This window comes from Paenibacillus pinisoli, assembly GCF_003605435.1.
In the GTDB taxonomy this organism is placed as follows: domain Bacteria; phylum Bacillota; class Bacilli; order Paenibacillales; family Paenibacillaceae; genus Pristimantibacillus; species Pristimantibacillus pinisoli.
Window position 1 is genome coordinate 60815 of record NZ_QXQB01000001.1, and the last position, 24605, is coordinate 85419.

The window sequence follows — 24605 nt, forward strand, 5'->3', positions numbered from 1 at the left end:
TAGTAACAACAGTTAGGATTCTATGATACCGTTCAACCTTTTAGACCACCCGCGCTTAATGATTGTCTTCAGCCGCCCCTGACACAGCAAAAAGCAGCCAATCGTTGAAGATGGCTGCTTTTTGCCTTATTTGTAAGGAGATATTATACTCCTGTGAACAAGATATTAATATCCTCGTTGCCGTTTTTCGTTTTCCATCCGTTGAAGCCTGCCGAGTCTGTGATACCCGGTTTAAATCCGAGTTCATACACTTTCCCTGCCGTTAAGTCTTTGGACAGCTTGAGCGTCACTTCGGTAACGATCGCGTTCGAATTGTTCAGATCATCGCCTGAGATTGCCACAGCATCCCCGTCGCGCTCCTTCAATGTGAAGTATTGCGCGCTCACATTTTTCACAGGCTCGCTGAAGATGACTTTGATCGTCGAACGGTTCAGCACAACGACTTGCTTCGCGTAAGGCAGATCATTGGCGGTTACCGTACCTGCAAATGTCGTTTCATTCGCAGCTTCTAGTGTGTGAAGCGAGGTTACGCCAGTTACTCTTGCCGTATAGACATGGCCTGCTTGGAACAGGTTCGGATTGGGATCAGTACCGGTACGGAGCTGAACTATGACAACACGGTTCGTGCCTGCCTTGCGCACCGCATATTTGCTCCATCCGTTATTGTTGATGCTGCTGCCATTGTCTTTCAGAATGGCTACACCAAGAGCATTCACGTCCGCATCGCTAATATCTCTGTCGAACGAGATCTCAATTGTATTTTGATTGATAGCCGCAATGCTTTGCAGCTTCACCGGCAGGACAGGATTGGAGATGCCCCCGAATAACAGTCCTGTCTTCGTATCCATTACATTGCCGGCCAGATCCGGAATGCCTGATACCGTCAAGCTGTATACCGTTTTGTCCTTCTGTGCGGAAGTCCGCAGCGTAACGGTGCGTCCTTCTGTGTCCAGACTTACGGATACGATGGACAAGCCGCTGATGCTGTAGCGACCTGTCTGTATAGCTACTTCCCTCTTGACCGGTTCACTGAATTTGATCGTTAATGATGCATCCGTATTCACTTTGAATTCCGATTCGATGATTGTAGGTTTCGTTGCATCGTCATTGCCGACGACCGACAAGTCGTTGCGAGTGTCCATCACATTGCCGGCGAGGTCCTTGACGTTTTTGACTGTCAGCCAGTAACGTGTATTATTCGTCTGGTTGGAAGTCGTTAGCGTCACTTGTTTCTTGTCTGAAGACAGCTGCAGCGATGTAATTCTAAGGCCGCCGGAGAAGGAATAGTTGTTCGCATTCGTTGCTGTTCCCGAGTCTACTTGCTCCGAGAATGTCAACACATAGACGCGAGCGCCCAATCGTTCAAAAGCGGTAATCGTCGGTTTCGTCGTATCCGACTTGGTTGAAGTATACGTCCACGACTTGCCGTCAATCGTCAAATAATGGGTGCGGTTCTCCGCTTGAAAGCCCGTAGAAAGCAATACGGAGAATCCATCGTTTGCCACGGACGCATATACGACCTGCACCGAGTTGCCACGGTCATCCCTAAGCGAGAATCTGGATGTATCTACTGAATCGATTTTTGTCTTCAAGTTAACTCTTACCAGCTGGATGTCTACCGCTTCTACCGATCTCACATCGAGAGCAGTATCCCAGCCGGAATATAAGGCATAGACCGCATCTACAAGCACAGCGCGCGTAGCGTTGGCCGTATAATCATTCCGTGGCTCGATCCAGCCCTTGCTAAGTGCGGTTCCGACCGCTCCCTTGGCCCAGGAGGATACTTTGCCAGTGAACGAAATATTCGAATTGGATGGGGTATTGTTTACTTTAAGCAGGATGGCGGCCAGCTCCTCCACCTTCACCGGAGCAGTCGGCGCGAATTTGTTATCCCCTTTGCCAACCATCAGGCCTGCGCCTCGTACCGCTTGAATTGCATTGTAAGACCAGCGTGTCTTGAGCACATCCACATAGCTTGGCGTTGAACCGGATTGCGGCAGTTCAAGCAGCTTGTAGAGTACAGTAGCGAATTGTTCCCGTGACATGGATTCGTAGAGGCGGGATGAGCCGTCCTCAAATCCAGTCATAATGCCTTTCTGCTTGAGCACCTGGAACTTCTCTTCCGTCGTGAGCGACGACGCTCCCGCGATCGGAATTGCCAGTCCAAGCAGTAAGGTTAGTGCAAGCATTGCAAGAGCGATTTTCCTCATAATTGCAGTCCTCCCATAAGTTTTTGCTGGAACATCAATCACTCCGTAATCGGATGCGAGCCAGCGAATAACTCTTTAACGATTTGAGAGAGGAAAATGTTTCTGTCGAAGCGTGTCACATGCAAAACTAGTCAAAATTCGAGCAAACTTTTAGAAATTCGCACGATCGCAGCAGGTACAATCTTGCAGCACAGCCGTTACTTCATGCTAATGACGACCTTGCCTTTTGCTGTGCCGCTTGCAAGGTAGTCCATCGCATCGCCGGCATCCTTCAGCGGATATACTTTATCTATAACAGGCTTGATGCGGCCTGCTTCAAGGAGCTCCTTCAGTATCATCAGCTGCGCTCCGCTTGGCTTCATAAAGAGGTAGCGGTAGCTTGTGCCAGTTGTCTTCTCTAGCGCTGTCAGCTTGCGGCTTACAATCGATAAGATTACTCTTTTCACCCAGCCTAGCCCCTCATCTCTGCCGAATCTGGCGTTAGGCATGCCGGAGATTGATACAATCTTCCCGCCTGGCTTCAATATGCGGAATGACTTCTCCAGCGCCTCGCCTCCAAGCGTATCGTACACCGCATCATAACCAGACAGAAGCTCCTCGAAATGCTGCTTGCGATAATTAATAATTTCATCGGCGCCCAGCGACTTTACCAGCTCATAGCCTTTATCGCTTGCTGTTGTGGCTACATATGCTCCCATCCCCTTGGCTAACTGGATGGCAAAGGTGCCTACGCCGCCCGCTCCAGCATGAATCAATATTTTTTGGCCGCGCTGGAGGTCCAGCATATCGTGGAAAGCCTGATAAGTTGTCAGTCCAACCAGTGGGATGGATGCTGCTTCGATAAAACTTAGATTGCTCGGCTTAATCGAAAGATCATCCTCATGAATGGATATATACTCTGCAAGTGTGCCAATGCGGGTTTTGCGCGGCCGGCCGTACACCTCATCGCCCGGCTTGAATCCCTTCACGCTCCTGCCAACCTTGGCTACCACGCCTGAGAAGTCATTGCCCAGAATCAGCGGAAAATCATAGCTCAGCAGAAACTTGACCTTGCCTTCCTTGATTTTAAAATCAATCGGGTTTAAGCTGGCCGCATATATGTCTACTAATACATCATGATCGCCGATATCAGGAAGTGGCAATTGTTTCATCATTAAAGGCACATGCTTTCCGTATTTCTCGATAACCATCGCTTTCATGGGGATCACTCCTATTATGATTATTGGTTTAAACATTTGAACGAATCGTACAAAAGTAACCGGCCTTTCACCGTTTATCCTCTAATATATGGCTGCTATTCCCCTTTGTCGCACTCCGCTTCAATAGCTGTGATCAGCGCTTTGAGCTGCTCCAGCGGCTTGCGGACCGTCAGCATGTAATAATTTTCAACGCTTTTCTTCTCTGAACGAACATAGCCGGACTGCTTCAGCATCTTGAGGTGATGCGAAATCGCAGGTCTGGACAAATCGATATGTTCCGCTATCGTGTTCACATTAAGCCCGGACTTATGCCTGGCAAGCAGCATAATAATCGCTTGGCGATTTTCATCCGCCAACACGTCCAGCAAAGGAATACAAGCTTTGAATTGCTGCAATATCTGTTCGTTTTGCGCTCTCATGATCTCCACTCATTTCGTTCATTCGTTTAATCCTTTAAACCTATTATAATAGCTGATAGTAAAAAATCAAGCCTGTAAGCCCTCCAATAAGCCGGGTGCCAATGGGAGGGCATTGGACTTCCGAATGAACGTATTACTTACTCACGATCAGATGACCTTTATCAATCAATATGAGCTCTTCCTCCGTATAATTGGCAATCTTATTCGCTCCGCTTTCACTGTTCAGCTCAATCTTATATTTCTTCTCGATATAAGCATGCAGCTCCTTCATGTCTTCTTCCGTCAGATCTGCCAATTCTGTCTTGCCGTCAATCTGGCCCAGTATAATGCCAATGACCTCTCCAGCAAGCGAAGTATTCGGCTGAATACGCGCACTGCCATAAGCCGGCGCTGTAGCGCCTACGTTTTTGCCCGCGACGAGGACATTCGAATAATCCTTCAACATAAATGAACGCAGCGGCATTCCATACTTATCGGGCTTGCCAAGCGCTCTCCCCCACCGGTCTCCTATCACGCCTTGGATGTCCAGCGGATAACCGCCAATGCTCACATTGTCCCAGAACATACTCCCTGAGAACATATCTGTTGCGGTAAGCACATAGTCCGTCACATAACGGTCATAATCGCGAATGTACAGATAATCCGGATAACCGTTTACCTGCGCCTTCTCCCATCCGGGCAATTCCTTCTGCAAGTGGGTCAGTACGCGGTCTGTCTCCGCTTTGCCAAGCGCAACAGCTTCTTCTACCCGCTCCGAATCGGACGGATCGACATTATAGATCAATAAAGCATTAATTAACGCTTCGCCATCCTTTTGATTCACAATGTTCAGACCGCGCAAGAATATATCTTCGCGGGTAGGCGTATAGCTGCTGCCAACATTGCCGAACCCCCATGTAAATGTGTTCGTGACATAAGTCGTACCGCCGTACCGTTCTTCCCTCGCAGCCTGATCCAATCCCATCACAGCCTTCTGGAAGCTGTCCCAGTCCACTCCCTTGAACTTCATCATAATTGAAGAAGCCATATGTGCCTTCTCTTCCAGATTAAAGATGGATTCGACGCCCGGTATCCGATCCTGCGATAATTGGCTGGACAAGTACGCAAAATCCGTATTCTCCACCCAATACTTAGCTTCAACCGTCTTCTCTTCGCCAGCTTGATTCTTGTATGTCAATCTCTTCAAAGCTTGTTTGTTTTCGCCAGCTTGATCCTTATCGAGTGACAGGATTTCGATACCGGATTCGATATGTATGCCTGACAGCAGCTGCTTATAATAAGCTTCAAAATCCTTTAGCTTGCGGATATTCCCTTTCTTGTACTCGTCAAATAATTGTCCAACCTTGCCCTGCAGCAGCGTATTATTTGAAGCATCCGTCGGCTCGTCCAGATATAACATCTGGCCTTGCAGCAGCTGTCCCCCAGCTTGCTTTCTCGGGTCCAGGATGACAACCGATAGCCCTTCGTCCTGTGCCGCTCGAGCCAGATATGCTCCTTCAATCTCAGAGCCGATAATGACCACATCAGGATTGTCAATCATTACGGTTTGCTCTTGCTTCTCTTCACCAGGGCTGACACAACCGCAAAGCATCAAAAATGCCAACAACAAAAACCGTCTCAATTCCCCACTCCTTCAAAAAAGTATTGTAAATTGCTTGCTTTCTAAATTTTAAACGCATTTAACACGCAGCAAGTTACAATTTTTCGTCAAATTAATAGTTTCGTTCCATATTTTTGTCGAATCGGTCTAATGTAACTTTTATCCTAGTTGGAGCGTCAGTATAGGAAGAAAATACGGGAAGGCGGAGTAATCATGAGCGGATATCGTATGGGTTGGCCTATACGAACGGTAAGTGTGGGGTTAATCATCTGTCTTTTATCTCTAATTGGCTACAGAGACGCCATTCATGCCAATGCCATTTCAGTGCGGTTTGAAAACCAAAGGCTTGAATCTGTGGTTAGACAAGAATTGAACAAACCTGCTGGTCTCATTACAGCTGCCGACATGGCCAAGCTCGAGTCTCTCTCTGCAAACCAAAACCATATTACAAGCTTGAAAGGATTGGAGCATGCAGTCAACTTAAAGAAATTGTATATCGTAAACAGCAAAGTGAGCGATCTGAGTCCGATCTCAGGACTTCACCAGCTGGAGTCCATTATTTTGACAGATAATAAAATTACTGATATACGACCGCTAAGCGGACTGAATAAGGTAACAACCTTGATGCTAGATAGGAATTACATCTCCGATATAACCACGCTGCAATCCATGACCTCACTTGTAAACTTGAATTTGTCGATGAATCTCATTTCTGACATTCAAGCATTGAGTCCATTAAAGAACCTGAAGCGTTTGGAGATTGGCGATAATTTCATAAAGGATATTAGCAGCCTGGAGCAAATGTCTATGCTCACTTATCTTGATCTTTTTGGGAACCTTATCTCGGATATATCTTCCGTCCGGCATTTGAATGCTTTATATAGCTTAGATGTGTCCAATAATAAGGTGTCAGATTTAACGCCTGTCCAGCATTTAAGTCTAATTGGAATCGAGATCACCGGGACGGATGTGACAGACCTGTCACCGCTAGCCGGCTCAGATACGCTCACAGCGATTTATGCCAATGTTTCTTCCTTGAATGCAAGCTCTAAGGCTTTCATTAATCAATTTAAAACAGACGGTCATTTTGTGGATGATAATTTTCGCTATACAACCCCAAAAATCTTTATTAATCAAGAGGCGCAAAAGTTCCCGGTACCGCCTGTACAGAACAACGGCCGGATTATGGTGCCGCTGCGCGGATTATTGGAATGGATCGGGGCCGACTTCAGCTGGAATGGCCAGAGCAGACAAGTCGTTTTGAAGCACGAAGGATCCCAAATTATTTTGAGCATAGATTCCAATGAAGTTATCGTTAATGGCAAGAAACAAACCATTGATGCAAAGCCATATATCTCCGAGGGATATACGATGGTTCCGATACGTTTCATTGTCGAGACATTCGGCTTCCGCATTGAATGGGACAAAAAACGCTATTGGGCTATGTTATCAACTAAATAAGAAAAAGCAGCGGCAGTCTTTTGAAGAAGACTGCCGCTGCTGCTAGATTAGCTGGAATATAAGGAACAATAGGTACGGGTGAAATTCCCCGCGACTAAATCTTCCTTCCGGATATAGAATTGAAGCTCTCCCGCATCCCACCAGCAGAAGCCGACATCATGATCGGAGTCTAACGCGAGAAGGAGCAAGGTGTCGCCCACTTCCTTCTCCGCTGCAGCCTGATCCCCGTTCAAGTGCTTCTTGATCCGGCCCAGAGCATCTGATATCGAATAGTTGTAATTCTCGCCCGTAAGCAGCGCAAGTGCCGCTTCATATTCGCAATCCCCATGCTGAGTCGCAGGATACCCGAACATTACCGCCAGATCGCTGGAGCTATGCTCTGTCAGATCAAAGGCAAGCTCTTCATATTGATCGTAATCATGCTCGTCATCCTCCAGCTGCTCGCTATCCGTATAGCCGTAATTTGGCGGTTCGATAGATGCCCGCGCCGTTACCGAGTATCCCGTAAATTCGTCTTCAAGCGATGTGTTCTCCGGCGATTGCCTGTGCTCTGCAGCTTGCAGCTGATTCTCGGTCAAGTACAGGACTCGGTGTTCAATATGATAGGCAGGTTCATCTATTCCGACAAAGAAAACAAGCATCCCGTCCTTCGGAAGAAGGGACGATGCATCGTGAACCGCAATCTCTGACAACCGCAATTGCGCCAAGAAAGTCATAGGCGTTCCGTCTTCATCAAGCGGCCATTCCATATCTGCGGGCAGATCGGGATCGCCTCCAATACGGGAGTTGCCAGCCCCTTCGTACCCCTCCGGTTGTTGTTTAGTCAGACGAATGCCTTGGCGTACCGTCTTCTTCAAGTAATCGAGCGCATGCTCGAAGCCATGCTCCTGAACGGTCTGATGCAGCTTCCTCTCATTGTTGACGCTTAGCACGTACATCCACTTCCTTTGCAAATAATGCTGATGTCTCAGCCCATTCTTAGCTTATACCTCCGGCCATTGATAGCCCGTCACTTCCTCGCTCCAGCTCCAGAAGCGGCTGGCCGCTTCGGCGTCTCCTGCGTGTGCGGTTACAGGCGCCAGCTTTTGCTTATAGTAGTACCCGCCGCTTTGGCCCTGAACATCGGGAGATGCCGCCAAGTATACGGCGGTTGCCGAGCCTTGCTCTGGCGTAAGAAAGAACGGGCGCATCAAGCGATGCACCATTGTGCCGAAGCCCGTACTCCGGTTGACGCCAATGTCCGTAGACACTGCGCCTGGATGAAGAGCGTTAACCGTTATCGCACTTCCCTTCAAGCGGCGGGCAAGCTCCTTCGTGAACCAAATATTCGCTATCTTGGAGCGCCCGTAAGCGCCCCATACCGTATAGCGCTTCAATAACTGCGGATCACTGTAATCCATTTGTCCGATTTTATGAGCGCCAGAGGATACGACGACAATGCGTCCGGCCTCACTCTTCGCGAGCAGAGGCAACAGCCGCCCTGTCAGCACATAATGCCCCAGATGGTTGACGCCAAGCTGACGCTCAAAGCGGTCCTCCGTCTCTTCTCTGCGAATCGTAATAACGCCTGCATTGTTGATAAGCACATCAATTCGTTCAAGGGATGCGGATAATTCCTCGGCTGCAGTCTTGACGCTGGCAAGTGATGCCAGGTCACAAAGCACAAACTGCGCATCATTCCGGCCGCTGCGGCGGTTCACATATCGGACAGCTTCAAGCCCTTTCTCGCGGTTCCGCCCCATGAGGAAAACCTTCATTCCATGCTTCTCAGCAAGCATCGCTGCCGTCTCTCTACCCATTCCCCCAGTTGCTCCAGTCACGACAGCGACCCGCCGATCCTCTACAAGTGTCATCGTATCCGCCCCTCTCGCATGATAGCTTCTACTGACTATATGCTTATTCTATCAACACCATCTCTTCATGTCTTGCAGTTTCTTCCTATAAGGTCAATTCTACATTCACCCACTATGAATTGCTGTCATTCCACTCTTCTTCAAAGATAGCGTAAAAATACTCATCCCACCATCCTGTAGCCTTCTTGTAATGGGCGGGTATGCATTTCCTGAAATGCGCTTCTCTTCGCATGCCGATTTTCTCCATGATTCGGAACGATGCCATATTCTCTGGTTGGCAAGTTACTCCGATATGGAACCGGTCTGCCTCAGCTGCTCTAGCGGAATCAAGCGGAGTGTTACCAGCCGGTACAAGTTAACATGCAGACAGCCATGTTCAAGAATTTGCAACAATGGTTTGGCCCGCCGATCCAACATAAATAGCCGGCTTACATCCGCATAAAGCCGGGCATAAGCTGGCTGAAGGGCGATGCTATTACATATAGCTTTTGGCAGCACGTTTCTTCTTCAGCTTCAGCAAGACCATTCCGCCGAGCAGTGCCCAGACAGGCGTAGCGATGCCCAGCATGCTCAGATGAAGGGCGGCAATGCCAAAGGTAATTAACGCGGGAATAAGCAGTTGTTTATCGGCAAAAGCGCTCTTCAGCGCCCGAAGAAATAGCCCTAACAAGGAATAGCCTGTCAATAAAGCTACAAAGGATGCCGGGAGAATATCCAGCATATCAATCACCCGCCAAGAAAATAGGCCAAAACCAATTACGATCACACTTGAAATGACCGCAGCCAGATACCTTCGCTGGTGGGGACCTGCTTCTGCACTGCTGCAGAGGGCGCTCATTAACCCTCCCACATTCGCCGCATTCCCTCCAAACAACCCTGTCCCCATACTCGCCAAGCCAGATGCCATCAGCGTCTTATTCACAGGCGGCTTGAATTGATTGCTCCTTAGTGCCGCAAGCGCCACTGCAAGATCGTTGCTTAAGATCAAGAGGGACATTGGAATTGCAATGGACAGCAGACCTTGCAGCGTGAACTCGGGGATGACGATAATTGGGGACAGAAATTGTGCTTGCGGCAATTCCGGCAACCGCATTTGAAGCAGAAGCCCGATCAGCCCGAGTCCAATCGCCCCGATCAGCGGCGGCAATCTTTTGATAAATATAGGCAGAATGAAGTAACCCGCAGCAGCCAGCAATCCCGCACAAGGCAATTGAACAGCAGCGGGAATCATCCTGACTATATAAGTAAGAAGCACCCCTGCGAGCAATGCGTCTATTAGCAGCTTGGGAATGACGTCTATCGCTTTGGCGAAGAAGCCGGATAGGCCAGCAAGCAGAATAAGAACGCCCGATAGAATGAATGCCCCAGCCAGTTGCGGAAAGGAAAAGCCGACCGCCGTTGTGCCCAAGAACGCAGTGGCTGTAATAGAGTGCGCTCCGGCGAACGGAATCCTGTATTTCAATGTCAATAATAGATTCAGCAAGCCGCCGATCACGTAAGCCGAGGTGAACCAGGAGACAAGCTCGGTCTTCGCCAGACCCGCAGCTTGCGCTGCCTGTACGATCATAATCGCTCCGCCGGTGCAAGCCAGCACCGCAGACATGAATCCGGCTGTTACCGATTTTGCCCCCATCTGATACTACCTCCGCTCATAAGTACCTGCGGTTTCATCATAAACAATCCATCATGCCCTGCAACCATCCGTTTGAAATCAAATTAGACCATCCAAGTTCACATAATGCTAAAGACGAAGCTTTCTCATTCTATTGCAGTCAAACCATTGCAGTCAAAAAAACAACCGCTGAGCATGAGTCTCAGCGGTTGTTTTTATTCAGGAACCAGATCCGAAAAATCGCCAAAATACGGATACACATATGGATCATTAGGGGCTTCTATCATCTCGATTTTCAGTGCTTCCAACCTCATAATCTCTACACCGTCGTATTCCGTCTGGCCAATTATGCCGGTCAGCTTCATCCAGGCATCCTCCGCATAGCTTGCCGCCCTGCTCGATTCAACCAAAATGCCGTAAGGCATAGAATCGGCAGCGCAGCAAGTCATAGCCATACGAGAAATGACAAATTGATTCGAAGCCATGTTTTGCTCACGATAGACAAATCCGCTGATCTCCAGCTTCTTCCCTGCAAAATTTTGGCGGTATAGATCCACAGCCGTGATAATCTCCAGAAAGCCCTCTTCAATAACTGGTATCAGCTCCTTCTGATACAGCTTCTTTCCAAGAGCGCCATATTCCTCCGTATAAGCATCCGTTGGGAACAAGGCATCAAGCTCATCCTCAGCGGACAATGAACCATCCGTCAAATCAATATTCCCAGCAACGCTCTCTTGCAGCCGTTCCTCAATAGCAGACAACCGGTCTTCCGGAATGAGCGAATTTTCTTTTATGATCGCCACAAATGAATCTTCTTGCTCTTCATCCTCCATAACAGGAGTTGGCGGCGGAGACGGCATGGGCGGTGTTTGATTGCTGCTGGCATTGAGGTTCATGCCTTTTACGGCGGCCACTTCGCTGCCCATTATTTTGTCAGGCATCATAAAGCCCAACATAAGCGGCACAATAAATACTCCGTACATCAGTATATTTTTGCTTATTGAGCTGGAGGGAGCATGTCCGCAATCGCATTCCGCTGCCTCTTGCTCCTTATGCGTGCCCTGCAAGGCTAAGTAGATATAATAGATGGCAAGCAGAAACAGCACGACGGACGTAATCTTGACGTACGGGATCATCTTCGGCACGATGTAGTACTGAAGCTTGTCCATCTTGACCAGCTTAACCACGTAGAACGAGAAGCCTGCCAATATGCCGGCTCGAATCAGATAATGGATCCCCATGCTCTTGTGCTCATGCATTCAGTATCCTCCCCTCTGCCTTAATTCAAAAATAAAACCTGCCAATGATCAACGCGCCGATCGGCACCATGATCGCGACCAGCACGATCAGCAAAATGACAAATCTGGCTTTGAACGCGGACAGCAGCATCAGAGTTCCTTTCAAATCAATCATCGGGCCGAACACCAGGAAGGTCAACAGGGAACCGGCAGAAAAAGTGCTCACAAACGAAGCCGCAACAAAAGCGTCCGCTGTCGAGCAAAGCGACAATATGTAGGCAAACCCGATCATAAAGAGATGGGACGTATATTCGCCCTGTCCGATGCCAATCAATTCAGAACGCGGAATAAAAGCTTGGATAAGCGCTGTAATAAAGGAGCCCAGAATCAAATACTTGCCCATGTCAAAAAACTCGGCGCCTCCATGCTGGATTGCCTCCTGAAGCTTGCCGCCCTTCTTGGTCCTGTGCGTATGTCGATGTGAGTGGTGTGCATGCCCATGCTGCACATGCGCCGAATGAGGCGAGTCCTTGAGCGGATCGCGTTTAACGAACATATAGATGATCAGGCCTATGCAAGCAGCAACTGCAACAGCAAGTCCCATACGGGCATACACCATATCCGGATTGGTTCGGAATGCCACAAGCGTAGCCGAATATACCACCGGATTGACAATCGGGCCGGCAAGAAAAAAAGCTACACCCGCGTATAGCGGCATGCCCTTGGCAATCAGCCTTCTCACGACCGGAATAAGTCCGCATTCGCATACAGGAAACAAGATGCCTAAGAAGCTTGCGACCAGCACGCCCAATATTGGATTTTTGGGAATAAACCGCTTGATCCACTGTTCGGGAATATACACCTGCATAAGCGACGAGACAATTACGCCAAGCAGCAGGAACGGCATAGCTTCAAGCACTATGCTGATCAGCATCGTCTTGAATGTGTTCATCCCCTGCACATTCGCCAATACATTCGTAGTGAATAAGTCGGGATATACCGCAAATATAATGATTAACGCTATTACGAATATAAATGTCGCATTAATTTTCCAAGTTGACGTAGACGCAAGTTCCACCTCCTTTTTCGTAATCATTACTCTTAAGAAAGTATATCAATCATGCAATTGGTAAGTCAACCCTTTATTTCCCATATGATGACAACAAAAAAACATGGCTCTGAGGAGCCATGTCCATTGCTGTACACATGCTGAAGCTGCGACCTAACCGGCTTCGCCTATCAGCTGCCGTTCGATCTCCTTCATTTCGTAGAAATATCCCCGTTTATCCATTAGCTCTTCATAAGTGCCTGCCTCAACTACGGTTCCGTGATCCATAACGATAATTTGATCCATCGACTCCAGGCCGGTTAGCCGGTGACTGACCAGAATCAGCGTATCATTCGCCGCCAGCTTGAACAGCCTGCGATAGATGCGCTGCTCCGTTATAGCGTCCAGGGATGAGGTCGGCTCGTCAAGCAGCCATAGCCGCCCGCCCTTGGCCATTGCCCTTGCCAGAGCAAGGCGCTGCTTCTCGCCGTCGGATAAGTTCTCGCCTCGTTCATATACTTCGTCATCGAGCTTCTTATAAGACAGCTCCGCTTGACCCAGTATAACCTGCAACTCCTCTTCTGAGAGCCCTGCTTCATCGAGCAGCAGATTGTCCCGAATGGTGCCGCGGAAGAAATGGCCCTGCTGCAGCACAACGGCTGCATGCTTCCAGATGCTTGATTCATGGAGCTCGTTCAGCGGCTTATCATTCATCCGAATCTGGCCCTGTGCCGGCGCATACAGCTTCAGCAGCAATTCGAGCACCGTCGTTTTCCCCGATCCGCTTGCCCCGACAATGGCCGTCTTGGATCCTGCCGCCATCCGGATATGAATATCTCGAAGAGCCGGCCTCCACTCATCAGCATATTGGAACGACACGCCGTTCAGCTCAACGGAAGGCGGAGCATCATCAGATAGAGAGCCTTCCGGCTGCGGCGGCAGCGCCTCGCCGGGTTGCACAGTCTCGGCGAGCCTGCTGGCTGCATGCTCACTATCTTGCTTGTAGGACGGCAGCGTCGCCATGGCTCCCGCTTCCTCGAATACGGTCTGTGCCGCCAATACCAGCATCGCCAGAAATACGCCTGCCAGTGAATCATTAACGATCAAATATCCGCCAAGGACCAGCACGCCCCAAGTAACCAGATAGGTAAGCCCTACATGCAGGGATTGCCCGTTCAATAGATGGATGCCCGCTGCTTGCTGCTCATCGGCCAGAACATCGGAGTGCCGCCGCAGCTGCTGCCCCCGCTCATCAAGCTTGCCGTACACCTTTAATTCCAGAAAGCCGTATAGCAGTTCCGCTGCATTCGTCGATAACGCCGCCCGATGCAGCCGGACGCGGCCGCGGATATTCCGCTGTCCCCGCAGAATGACAGCCGGAATAACAAATGCTGCCCCAAGCAGGCCTAGCACTAATAGCCCTGCGATCCATATCGAATATGCGGAAGCAAAAAGCACCGTAGCCAGAAACACCATTACCAGCACGATAGGCGGATATGCAACGCGCAGAAAATAATGCTGCAAGCTCTCCACATCGCCTACAATGCGTGCCAATAGATCCCCGCTCCGCCTAGTCCTCAGCATTGAGGGCGCCAGAGGCACCAGCTTCGCAAAAAATGAAGTCCGCAGGCGGCTTAGGATGGAGAACGTCGCCTGATGGGAATAAAGGCGCTCCGCGTAGCGGCTTGCCGCCCGCAGCAAGCCGAGCAGCTTGACGATGGAGATCAGTACGATCAGCGTGTAGAGCGGCGGGGCGAACACAGTCTGGGAGATCAAATATCCGCTGGCCGAGAATAGGCCCACGCCTCCGACTCCGGCGACAAAGCCGCCGGCAATGGCAAACGCAATGTCTCTCCGTTCTCGGAGCATCGCTTTGATCAAGATGGTAAGCTCGCTCATCCCGCTCTCCCCTTCCTCTGAAGCTGCACCAATTGGGCATACTGCGGCAAGCGCTCGACCAGCTCTTCATGGCTGCCGCTGCCCAGAATTGTACCGTTCTCTAGATAGATGATCCGGTCAGCATCCTTAATCGTATAGAGACGATGCGCTACGGTAATCATGGTCGCCCCGCTTGCCAGACTGCCGATCGACTCCTGCAGCACCCGTTCGGTCCGTACATCAAGACCGACGGTAGGCTCGTCGAACAGGATGATTGCAGGACGGTTCAGGAAGGCTCTCGCCAAAGCAAGCCGCTGCTTCTCGCCGCCGGATAATCCCCGGCCCCCTTCGCCAACTCCTGTATCGAGGCCTCTCTCCAATCCGCCGATCAATTCAGCCAGTCCCGCAGCTGCGGCAGCCTGCTCCACGTCGGATCGGGTCACAGCGCGGCTCGTGTCGATAGCGATATTGTCAGCGAGCGTCCCGGAGAAGATATAGGGATGCTGGGTAATGTAGCTCATTTGGTCGAACCAGGAGTTATTCTTGTACTCCCTAAGAGGACGGCCGTTTAGCAGCACTTCGCCTGATGCGGATGGGAGCAAGCCTGCTATAAGATGAAGCAATGTCGTTTTGCCGGCGCCGCTTCTTCCGACAATCGCGATCTTCTGGCCCTGTTCGATGAGCAGCCGGTCGACAGCCAGTTCGAAGGAGCCTTGACCATAATGGAAACGCACATCGTTCAATTGGATAACGGGCGGCACTGGGATGCCCGGATCAGCACGGTCAGGCTGGATTGAATCTCCTTGAGCCATTTGCCAATCTCCATCCATCGCTCCAAGCATTTGCTCCACCTTGCGGATCGCCCCCATGCTAGTACGCCCGCTATGAAAGGCCGTACCTGTATTTTTCAGCAGACTGAAAAACTCCGGGACGAGCAGCAGGACAAAAAAGGCCGTGTGGAATGACATCGTCTTGAACACAACCAATTGTAGCGCCAGCTCCAGCGACACAAGTCCGATGCTGAGCATGACGATCAATTCCATCATGAAGGTGTTGGTAAAGGCGATACGCAGAATGCCCATGGTGGCCTCACGGAAAGCCAAACTGCTGCGTTTGATTTCTTCCTCCTGGCGGCGCGCTCTTCCATAGAGCTTAAGCGTCACCAGCCCTTGCAGCGAATCCAGAAACGTACCGGAGAACCGGGACAGCTCCTCATATTTCTCTTCTGACTTTCTCTTGGTCTTGAGTCCTACCAACACCATAAATATCGGGATAAAAGGTGCCGTAACCAGCATGATGAGCCCAGACGGATAATGCCAGACGAATACGGCCGCCAGCATAATAAGCGGGATGATAGCCGCCTCGACCATGCGGGGAAGATACTGGCTGAAGTACCCGTCCGACTCATCGACCGCATCCAGCATGACGCTCACTGTGCCGCCTGTCCCGCCGCGGGCTGTTGCCGCTGCCGAATCGCCTGCCAGCTTCCGCAGCAGCTCTCCCCTCATCGTTTTTTTGGCGAGGGCCGCCATGCTCAATCCAATCCGTCCGTTGCTATGCGCAAGCAGCGTTCGCGCCAGCATGACCGCTAGCAGCGAGCCCAGCAAGGCAAGAATTGACGATGGGGCAGCGTTCATCACAAATATCCGGTTGACAGCTTCAGCCATTAGCGCGGCTTGCCCTATGATAGCAGCGCCTAGCGCCAGCGATATGATTCCAAGAAGAAGCATGCTCCTCCGCTGCTTCGACAGCTGTTCGGACAACAGCGATTTGTTCCTCTTCACTCCGACTCCCCTCCTATGCCCGGCAAAGCGCCGGGAGCCGTAACATGCGGCTGTCCAGCAGCCGCCTCACTTCTTGCCCTTCACATAATCCGCATCGAACAGGAACAGCTTGAATACGAGCGCCAGCGACGGGATAAGCAAGCATAAGCCGCCGATAAAGGCAATGACGAGCGCAATGCCCATCGATTCCTGGGTCGCACCCTCCTGAATCGTAATGAAAGGGTCCAGAATGTACGGGTAATGTCCAATTCCGTAAGCAAAGAACGCGCAGAAGAACTGCAGCATGACCGCAATAAAGGCAAGTCCATACCGTCTTCCGCTGTACAGCAGCCACAAGGCGAGCATAAAGAACCCGACCGACAGCGCCAGCAGCCACCATAAATCCATCATGTTCTGAAAATGGCGTTCATTATGCTGGCTCAAGTAGATGAAAGCCGTGAGTGCCGCAATAATAGTCGGCGTGCTCCAGAACAGCGCGTAATTCCTCATGAGCTTAAGTGCCGATTGGTCGGCTGCCCGCGAGGCATAGAAGGTCAGAAATGTTCCGCTTATAAACAAGACCGATACGATCGCCAGCGCCACAATGCTCCATGAGAGCGGACTCGTGAAAAGCTTGAAATATTCAAGCGACACGACTCCCGCTTGTTCTGTAATGAACCCGCCTTCAGACAATGTCAGCGCTACTGACAGAGATGCCGGAATGAGCAGCCCTGTCGCCCCGTATAGGAACAGATACACAATGCTCTCCTTGGATCCGTAATTCTCGAAGGCGTAGAAGGAGCCGCGAATCGCGAGCAGAATGACGGCGATGCTGCCCGGCACAAGCAGCGACGAGCCATAGTAATAGGCGGTATCGGGGAAGAACCCCACAATTCCGACCAGGAAGAAAACAAAAAATACATTTGTAATTTCCCATACCGGCGACAAGTAGCGGGATATGAGACGATTAATGAGATGATCCTGCTTGGTCAGACGGGCATAGTAGGCAAAAAATCCGGCGCCAAAATCGATCGAGGCTACAATCAAGTAGCCATATAGAAACAGCCATAGCACCGTAATGCCGATTAATTCATAGCTGATCATGTTCGCTCACCTTCTCCCGGCTTGCTCTGCATATACCGTTCAAACTCCGCGTCCGCAGGATTGTTCCGGAATAGCCGCCTAAGCACAATCGCGCACAATACACCCAGCACAATGTACAGCAGCAGGAATACAAAGAATAGAGGCATGACATTCGGCGATGACGTCGCCGCTTCCTCCACGCGCATATAACCGCGGATAATCCATGGCTGGCGGCCTACCTCCGCATAGAACCATCCCAGCTCGACCGCAAGAAAGGCCAGCGGCGCGCATAAGGCAATGATCCAAAGGAGCAGCTTGTTATGCTGATTGCGCTTCTTCCAAAGCACGAACAGGAAATATAGAACCGACACAGCTAACAGCAGAAAACCGATGGACACCATAAAGTCGAACAAGTAATGAACGATTAGCGGCGGATGTTCGTCTGGCGGAAATTCATTCAATCCCGTCACCTCGGCGTTAAAGTCTCCGAATGCCAGGAAACTGAGCGCTTTGGGCAGATGGAGGGCTCCCATCACTTCCCGCTCGGCATTCAGCCATCCCAGGAAGATTAAGTCCGCTCCGCTTTCCGTCTCGAAGTGCCATTCCGCAGCAGCGAGCTTCTCCGGCTGATGCTCCGCCAGAAACTTCGCTGATACGTCGCCGGCCACCGTCGTCAACAGGCCGAATACAAGCACAACGCCCATCATCAGGTTCAGCGACTTCTTGTAATACGCCGTCGCTCCCTTTCTTACAATCGTGAAGGCAGCAATTCCAGCTAACAGCGCTGCACCCGTCATATAAGCCGAGGTTAGTACGTGAAAAACTTTCGACGGCGTTGCCGTATTCAGCATCGCTTCAATGGGATTGACAGCGGCGAAGTGGCCCGCTTCCAGCACGAAGCCTTCCGGCTGGTTCATAAATCCGTTCACCGTCGTAATGAAGAAGGCGGACATGCCTGCTCCTGCGACAATCGGAATGGTCAGCAGCCAGTGCAAATACGGGTTGCGGAACCGGTCCCATGTATATAAATAAATGCCTAGAAATATAGCTTCAAAGAAAAACGCAAAAACCTCCATAAAGAGCGGCAGCGCTACTACATTGCCCGCAAGCTTCATAAAGTTCGGCCATACGAGCGCCAGCTGCATTGCTATCGCCGTACCCGTCACAACGCCTACCGCCACTGAGATGACAAAGCCGCGCGTCCACCTTTTTGCCATCAAAATATAATGCGGATCCTTCTTGCGGATGCCGACAAACTCGGCGATTGCGATCATTAACGGAACACTGACGCCAACGGTGGCGAAAATAACGTGAAAGGTCAGCGTGAGACCTGTCACTAATCTGCTCCATAGCACCGTATCAATCTCCACGATATTCCGACTCCTTTCGTCTCGAATCATAGCTGTCAAAGATCGGATATCCTCAGCTTTCAAGTACTAGTATAAACAAAGCGCACGTCAATAACCGCCGATTCGAACTCGCTTCAACAAAGGTTCAACTCTTTCTGACAACCTCGTGAAAAGGCTGAAAATAGCTCGGATGAGTTATTGCCTCAATAATCGAACTGTGATATTCGCGCGCGTGTTTAATGTTCAGAAAGAAAAACGATCAGAAAGAAAATGAGCGGATTTAGCTCGAACGACATAGAAAAAAGCCGCCATTACGGCGGCTTGGCTTGGTACATTTATTCTTGCACAGCTTCAGCCTGGGCGGGCTTGCCGGCTTCGAGCAATCGCTTGTTGCTTACAAAGAAAATAGTCAGAATCACCATAAGAAGTCCCGTGGCGATTAGCAGCCATTCGATCTGGACGACATCGGCCAGCGGGCCGAAGATAAGCATCCCGATTGGCATCATGGAAGTCGAGATCATCCCGAACACGCCGAAGATGCGGCCTAGATAATTGGGATCCACCTTTTCTTGCAGCATGACGGTTGTCGGCGTATTGAAGATAGGCATCGCAACGCCGAATATCCCCATGAACACCAGATAAATCCAGAACACTGGAGACAAGCCTAGCGCTACGGTGCAAACCGCCATGATCAAGCTGGCTATGGTCATCGTATAGACTTTATTTTTGAAGCCGCCCCAGGACGCGATAATTCCTCCGCCCGCCATCATGCCGATAGAAAACGCAATTTCAATGGCAGTCAGCCGCCATACTTCGTCCCCGAAGGTGCGGGTGGTTTGCAGCGGGGTCAGGAATGCGGCAGGCGCCATCAACACAAAGAAAATGGCAAAGAAAATAAAAAAGGTTTTCAGGAAAGCATGCTGCCCGATATAGCGAAGCCCTTCCTTGAAATCATCCAGATAGCCGGTTTGCTGAGATTCGGATGCTTTTTTGTGAAGCGGAATTTTAAGAAAGAAAAACAGGGTCGAAATCGCAATAGCCGCTGTCACTACGTCGATAAACAAGATCATTTCGATGGAGGCCGCTGTCATAAGACCTGCGCTGACAATAGGAGCAACGAACATAATGATCGCTTGGATGCTTCCGTTAATGCCATTCACTCTTGTTAGTTTATCTTGAGGCACGATTTGCGGCAGTATCGCTCCTACTGCAGGCGTCTGGATTCCCGCACCGAGGGCGCGTACGGCCGCAATTACGAAGAAGAGCCACATCGCCTCATAGCCCAGCATAAATGTAATGGCAAGGATTAGCGTTACAAACGCAATCATCCCGTCCGCAATCATAATAAGATTTTTCCGGTTGAACCGGTCCGCCCATACACCGGCGAACGGCGAGAGCAAGAAAGTAGGGATGAATCCGCAGATGATGTAAAGCGTCATCATAATGCCGGACTGCGTCGTCAATGTGATGTACCACATGATCGCATATTGCACCAGGGCGGACCCGAATAGCGAGAGCGTCTGCCCGCTTAGAAATAAGATAATGTTTCTTTTCCAATGATTGAATTTGTACTCTTCCGAGTGCGGCATGGTATAGGTACCCTTTCATTTTGTTATCGTTTCGTCATTCATCTCCAACTTACTCCACGATTATATCCAATATGTACTTGCATATACCGGCAGCTGCTTGGTTGTCCTCCCCTCTGAACTCCACACTTCACTTTATCACGAAAATCGGCTCAATATTTCTTTTGATTTGCTAAATATTTGCTAAGGCGTTGAAGTGCAATTGAAACTCATGCAATCAATGCGACAAAATTAATTAATGACAATAATTATTGGCATTAATTAATAGACTTGGTGCAGTTATTTAGCTAATTTCACTGCACTTTCACGAGTAAATTAACGACGTTAACCATTTGTGCAGACTTACACGTCCACAGCATGGCGTGCTGCCCTAGTAGCGATATTTCGCACCGTTTCAAGCTCAGAATCGCTACAAAAGACATTGTAGCAACGCCACACGTTGCTACACCCGTCAAACGGGCGAAAATAGGCATCTAGCGGTGTATAGCACCGTTACAAGCTCGAAATCGCTGCAAAAGAAATTGTAGCAACGCCACACGTTGCTACACCCGTCAAACGGGCGATAATACGCATTTAGCGGTGCGTAGCACCGTTACAAGCTCGAAATCGCTGCAAAAGAAATTGTAGCAACGCCACACGTTGCTACACTCGCCAAACGGGCGATAATACGCATTTAGCGGTGCGTAGCACCGTTACAAGCTCGGATTCGCCACAAAAGACATTGTAACAACGCCACACGTTGCTACACCCGTCAAACGGGCGATAATACGCATCTAGCGGTGTATAGCACCGTTACAAGCTCGAAATCGCTGCAAAAGACATTGTAGCAACGCCACACGTTCCTACACCTGTCAAACGGGCGATAATACGCATTTAGCGGTGCGTAGCACCGTTACAAGCTCGGATTCGCCACAAAAGACATTGTAACAACGCCACACGTTGCTACACTCGCCTAACGGGCGATAATACGCATCTAACGGTGTGTAGCACCGTTACAAGCTCGAAATCGCTGCATAAGACATTGTAGCAACGCCATACGTTGCTACACTCGCCAAACGGGCGATAATACGCATCTAACGGTGTGTTGCACCGTTACATGCTCGAAATCGCTGCAAAAGACATTGTAGCAACGCCACACGTTGCTACACTCGCCAAACGGCCGATAATACGCATCTAACGGTGTGTTGCACCGTTACAAGCTCGGATTCGCCGCAAAATTCGATTTAGTAACGCCACACGTTGCTAATCGCACTATAATGGCTTCCAAATGGCTTCCAAAACTAGATATGAAACGGTTTCAATAGTGGACGCACAAAATTATTGGCGGCGGGGTTACGCTTAATATGCCAGTGTAAGTTGGGGAAATTCCAGTCTTTTCTTCGGTTTGTTGATTGCAGTCCGGGCTGCGGTACCACTGATCACATGGTGATACAGACCCCCTAGCCCGCCTACAATATAAAAAATTTGCAGAAGGATTAGCCCTCCGTAAGGTCAGCGTGAAGCTCGCTTGCAACTTCGATCATCTTGGGAACTACCGCTTCGTTCGAGACGGCGACGTACAAGTCGCCCATATAATGGCGGAATGGAATCTTGTTCTCGCCGTGGTGCCACATGAAAAAATCTCCGTCAATGGTCATCGTGCTTTCAGGGCCTTTCACCGTAAAGGATGAAGCGTATTCGAAATCAGGCTTAGATGCAAAATATTGCTTGCACTCCTCTAATGTAATCTCCTGATCTAAGATCTGTTCTTGAAAGCTTCGGGTAATTCGGAATCGTTGGCTCATGGCAATGCCTCCCGTTCATAGTGGCTTGTATCACGTTTAAAATTCTAAATATAATGCGTTCAATTCCTATAGTCAAGGTTTTGCAAATAACCAACAAAAAAACCACCGGACTGCTCAGGCAGAACGGCGGCTGTTCTTAACTTTTATCATATCCGTCACTCAAAGCCAACAATTCGATGAGGAACATACGGCTCCTCAAGCGACGCTATTTCCTCTGCCGTTAATTGCAGTGACAGCGCCGCTGCGCCATCTTCCAGATGCGAGATTTTGGTAGCTCCAATAATCGGGGCGGCAACCGGCTCCTTCTGAAGCAGCCAAGCGAGCGCCACCTGCGCGCGCGGCACGCCGCGCCGCTCTGCAATCGCAGCTGCCCTCTCCACGATTACCCGGTCCATGTCTGCTGTGGCATCGTATTTGGACCGCTGCACTTGATCCGTCTCGGACCGGTGAGTCGCCTCCGACCAGTCACGGGTCAATCTGCCGGAAGCGAGCGGACTATACGGAATAACGCCGATCTTCTCTTCTCGGCATAACGGCAGCATCTCCCTCTCCTCTTCGCGATACAGCAGATTAAGATGGTTTTGCATCGAGACGAACCTGGTCCAGCCATGGCGCTCAGCCACATACAGCGCCTTCTGGAATTGCCAGGCATACATCGCTGAAGCTCCGATATATCTGGCTTTTCCCGCTTTAACGACATCATGCAAGGCTTCCATCGTCTCTTCGATCGGCGTATAGTAATCCCAGCGGTGAATTTGATAAAGGTCTATATAATCTGTTCCTAGCCGCTTAAGGCTTTTGTCTATCTCGCTCATAATCGCTTTTCGGGACAACCCCGCCCCATTAGGTCCAGGATGCATGCGGAAGTGAACTTTGGTGGCAATGACAACTTCATCCCGGTTGGCATACTCCTTTAATGCCCGTCCCACAATTTCTTCGCTTGTTCCATCTGAATATACATTTGCTGTATCAAAAAAGTTGATGCCGAGCTCCAGCGCCTTCTTCAGAATGGGCCTGCTCCTATCCTCATCCAGCACCCATGGATGGATCCATCGATCGGCTTCGCCAAAGCCCATGCATCCCAGACATATTCGCGAAACATCCAATCCGGTATTCCCAAGCTTCACATATTCCACTCGGCGGTTCACTCCTTCTGGTCGTTTTCCTCCCTAGTGTAACGTATGAAGCCAGCGCTCAGTCAAGCGAAAATCATTGATCCGCTACCCTTCCAATAGAGTTACTGTCTACCTTCATGCTAACATTCATAGCTTAAGTGCTCATAAACACCAGCTTATTTCTATACCCATTTTTGTCTGAAATTTATTGAGTGTTAAAAACAAACAAAAAAGCAGGCCCACAAACGGACCTGCTCATCTATTAAACGGTGAATATACTGCTTTTAGCCCTGCGCTTCTGCATGCTTTTTGAAATTGTCGAGTATAGCCTGCCATCCGGCTTGCTGCATCTCGACCGCATTGGTCTGTTCCGCTTCGAAGGTTTCAACTACACGGGTAGCTTCCCCCTGGGAGATAAAGTCGATAGCGACCTTTCTGCCGTCTCCAAGCGTATAAGCGATACGCTCATGCTCGCTCACTTCATCGTATACCCCGCCAAAGTCGAATCCAAAGCTGCCATCCTTGGCTTCCATTCTGGAAGAGAAGGCGCCGCCTGCTCTGAGGTCATTCTCAGCATGCGGAGTATGCCAGTCTTCGGAAGCGTTGTTCCATTGCTTAATATGCTCCGGCTGTGTCCAATAGTCCCATACTCTCTCGACAGGGGCTTGAACGATTGCTTCTACTGTAATCTTGGTCGGATTCTCTGTGCTCACTGAAATGGCCTCCTCAATTGAAATTGCTGCCTGTCCTTAGAATAACATAAAAACAGTTTCTTGATTTCTTTTGGATTGCGATTCTAGCAAGTTGCGACCGTTACCATTCCCCAAAAAAGCGGAGGCCATTCATCATTACATCATTTTGCCACGCTCAGTAAGGTTGATTTTAGCTGTGTTCATCGAGCAGCCGTTCCAGAAATGCCGCAAAAGTAGGCGCGTACACATCAATAATTCCGTTCATCATATCATGGCACATGACCGGGAATTCGCCTTGCTCGTCTCTTGAAGAAATATCAAAAAAATACTGCTCGTCCGAATCCGGAGTATATACATCAAGCCTATTCGGAAAATGCTCCTTCCTATATTCATCTTCCAGATTGAGGCGGTGCATATATATCAAATCAGCATCGGTAATATCCCTATGCTCCGGCTCGTCAAGCGTCAGAATCCATCCGCCGTTCAGATAAGCGTTGCCATACTCCCTTATCCACCAGAGATAAGACGGGGGCAGGCTGAATCCCAGCTCAGACTCAGCCGTTGTAATCCACTCCTCATTCTTTACCCCGCGGCCCCGATGCCATCTGATTGCGCTCGTTTTCTCAAGTTTTTCGGCCAACTGTTCATACATCATGGTATTCTCCTTCCGCTAGATGAAGCTGCATTACCCTTAATACGCTTTGCAACTAGCAGA

At 49.9% G+C, this 24605-nt stretch carries 19 protein-coding genes and 1 pseudogene; 1 reads left to right on the forward strand and 19 read right to left on the reverse strand.

The features are described 5' to 3' along the window. Positions 1 to 143: 143 nt before the first annotated feature. The 4 genes from D3P09_RS00345 to D3P09_RS00360 all read right to left on the reverse strand — a co-directional run bounded on the left by D3P09_RS00345 (position 144) and on the right by D3P09_RS00360 (position 5368). Complete coding sequence (locus D3P09_RS00345; protein ID WP_120106063.1) at positions 144 to 2210, reverse strand: Ig-like domain-containing protein; 2067 nt, start codon at positions 2208 to 2210, stop codon at positions 144 to 146. A gap of 197 nt (positions 2211 to 2407) precedes the next feature. After that, on the reverse strand, positions 2408 to 3409 hold the full coding sequence (locus D3P09_RS00350) for an NADP-dependent oxidoreductase (protein ID WP_120106066.1): 1002 nt from the start codon (positions 3407 to 3409) through the stop codon (positions 2408 to 2410). Positions 3410 to 3504: 95 nt separating this feature from the next. After that, positions 3505 to 3828 carry an ArsR/SmtB family transcription factor gene (locus D3P09_RS00355; protein ID WP_120106069.1) on the reverse strand — a complete coding sequence of 108 codons (324 nt, stop codon included), beginning with the start codon at positions 3826 to 3828 and terminating at the stop codon, positions 3505 to 3507. A gap of 133 nt (positions 3829 to 3961) precedes the next feature. Next, positions 3962 to 5368: an FAD-dependent oxidoreductase gene (locus tag D3P09_RS00360; RefSeq protein WP_243643853.1), complete on the reverse strand. Its 1407-nt coding sequence runs from the start codon at positions 5366 to 5368 to the stop codon at positions 3962 to 3964. A 273-nt stretch (positions 5369 to 5641) separates the two neighbouring features. Here D3P09_RS00360 and D3P09_RS00365 point away from each other — a divergent pair, with 273 nt between their 5' ends. Then, positions 5642 to 6889 carry a stalk domain-containing protein gene (locus tag D3P09_RS00365; protein ID WP_120106072.1) on the forward strand — a complete coding sequence of 416 codons (1248 nt, stop codon included), beginning with the start codon at positions 5642 to 5644 and terminating at the stop codon, positions 6887 to 6889. Positions 6890 to 6936: 47 nt separating this feature from the next. Here D3P09_RS00365 and D3P09_RS00370 read toward each other — a convergent pair whose 3' ends face one another. From D3P09_RS00370 to D3P09_RS00440, 15 genes and pseudogenes are all read right to left on the reverse strand, one after another. Beyond that, positions 6937 to 7821 carry a YwqG family protein gene (locus D3P09_RS00370; protein WP_243643854.1) on the reverse strand — a complete coding sequence of 295 codons (885 nt, stop codon included), beginning with the start codon at positions 7819 to 7821 and terminating at the stop codon, positions 6937 to 6939. Between the two features lie 51 nt (positions 7822 to 7872). Then, the gene (locus D3P09_RS00375) at positions 7873 to 8742 is read right to left on the reverse strand and encodes an SDR family oxidoreductase (RefSeq protein ID WP_120106078.1); all 870 of its coding nucleotides are present in this window, start codon (positions 8740 to 8742) and stop codon (positions 7873 to 7875) included. 112 nt (positions 8743 to 8854) lie between these two features. After that, positions 8855 to 9025 (reverse strand): annotated as a pseudogene (locus tag D3P09_RS27955) (GNAT family N-acetyltransferase); the annotation flags it as partial. Between the two features lie 192 nt (positions 9026 to 9217). Continuing rightward, entirely contained in the window at positions 9218 to 10375 is a 1158-nt protein-coding gene (locus tag D3P09_RS00385) for a benzoate/H(+) symporter BenE family transporter (protein ID WP_120106081.1), read from the reverse strand. A gap of 194 nt (positions 10376 to 10569) precedes the next feature. Next, positions 10570 to 11613 carry a TIGR03943 family putative permease subunit gene (locus D3P09_RS00390; RefSeq protein ID WP_120106084.1) on the reverse strand — a complete coding sequence of 348 codons (1044 nt, stop codon included), beginning with the start codon at positions 11611 to 11613 and terminating at the stop codon, positions 10570 to 10572. Between the two features lie 25 nt (positions 11614 to 11638). Next, positions 11639 to 12688: a permease gene (locus tag D3P09_RS00395; protein ID WP_120106087.1), complete on the reverse strand. Its 1050-nt coding sequence runs from the start codon at positions 12686 to 12688 to the stop codon at positions 11639 to 11641. Between the two features lie 126 nt (positions 12689 to 12814). Continuing rightward, positions 12815 to 14539 carry a thiol reductant ABC exporter subunit CydC gene (cydC, locus tag D3P09_RS00400; protein ID WP_120106090.1) on the reverse strand — a complete coding sequence of 575 codons (1725 nt, stop codon included), beginning with the start codon at positions 14537 to 14539 and terminating at the stop codon, positions 12815 to 12817. After that, positions 14536 to 16302: a thiol reductant ABC exporter subunit CydD gene (gene cydD, locus D3P09_RS00405; protein ID WP_120106092.1), complete on the reverse strand. Its 1767-nt coding sequence runs from the start codon at positions 16300 to 16302 to the stop codon at positions 14536 to 14538. The genes cydC and cydD overlap by 4 nt, the downstream gene beginning before the upstream one ends. A 66-nt stretch (positions 16303 to 16368) precedes the next feature. Then, a complete protein-coding gene (locus D3P09_RS00410; protein ID WP_120106095.1) occupies positions 16369 to 17385 on the reverse strand; it encodes a cytochrome d ubiquinol oxidase subunit II in 1017 nt (338 codons plus the stop codon). Continuing rightward, positions 17382 to 18734: a cytochrome ubiquinol oxidase subunit I gene (locus D3P09_RS00415; RefSeq protein ID WP_120106098.1), complete on the reverse strand. Its 1353-nt coding sequence runs from the start codon at positions 18732 to 18734 to the stop codon at positions 17382 to 17384. Before D3P09_RS00415 ends, D3P09_RS00410 begins: the two co-directional genes overlap by 4 nt. Before the next feature lie 314 nt (positions 18735 to 19048). Then, positions 19049 to 20302 (reverse strand): MFS transporter, encoded by a 1254-nt coding sequence (locus tag D3P09_RS00420; protein ID WP_120106101.1) that lies wholly within the window; start codon positions 20300 to 20302, stop codon positions 19049 to 19051. A 1472-nt stretch (positions 20303 to 21774) separates the two neighbouring features. Next, the gene (locus D3P09_RS00425) at positions 21775 to 22083 is read right to left on the reverse strand and encodes a hypothetical protein (protein WP_120106104.1); all 309 of its coding nucleotides are present in this window, start codon (positions 22081 to 22083) and stop codon (positions 21775 to 21777) included. A gap of 155 nt (positions 22084 to 22238) precedes the next feature. Continuing rightward, positions 22239 to 23219, reverse strand: coding sequence for an aldo/keto reductase (locus D3P09_RS00430; RefSeq protein WP_120106108.1), 981 nt, complete (start codon positions 23217 to 23219; stop codon positions 22239 to 22241). A gap of 263 nt (positions 23220 to 23482) precedes the next feature. Then, positions 23483 to 23911, reverse strand: a complete 429-nt coding sequence (locus D3P09_RS00435; protein WP_120106110.1) for an SRPBCC family protein — start codon at positions 23909 to 23911, stop codon at positions 23483 to 23485. Between the two features lie 169 nt (positions 23912 to 24080). Beyond that, positions 24081 to 24545, reverse strand: a complete 465-nt coding sequence (locus tag D3P09_RS00440) for an SMI1/KNR4 family protein (protein WP_341538272.1) — start codon at positions 24543 to 24545, stop codon at positions 24081 to 24083. Positions 24546 to 24605 lie beyond the last annotated feature (60 nt).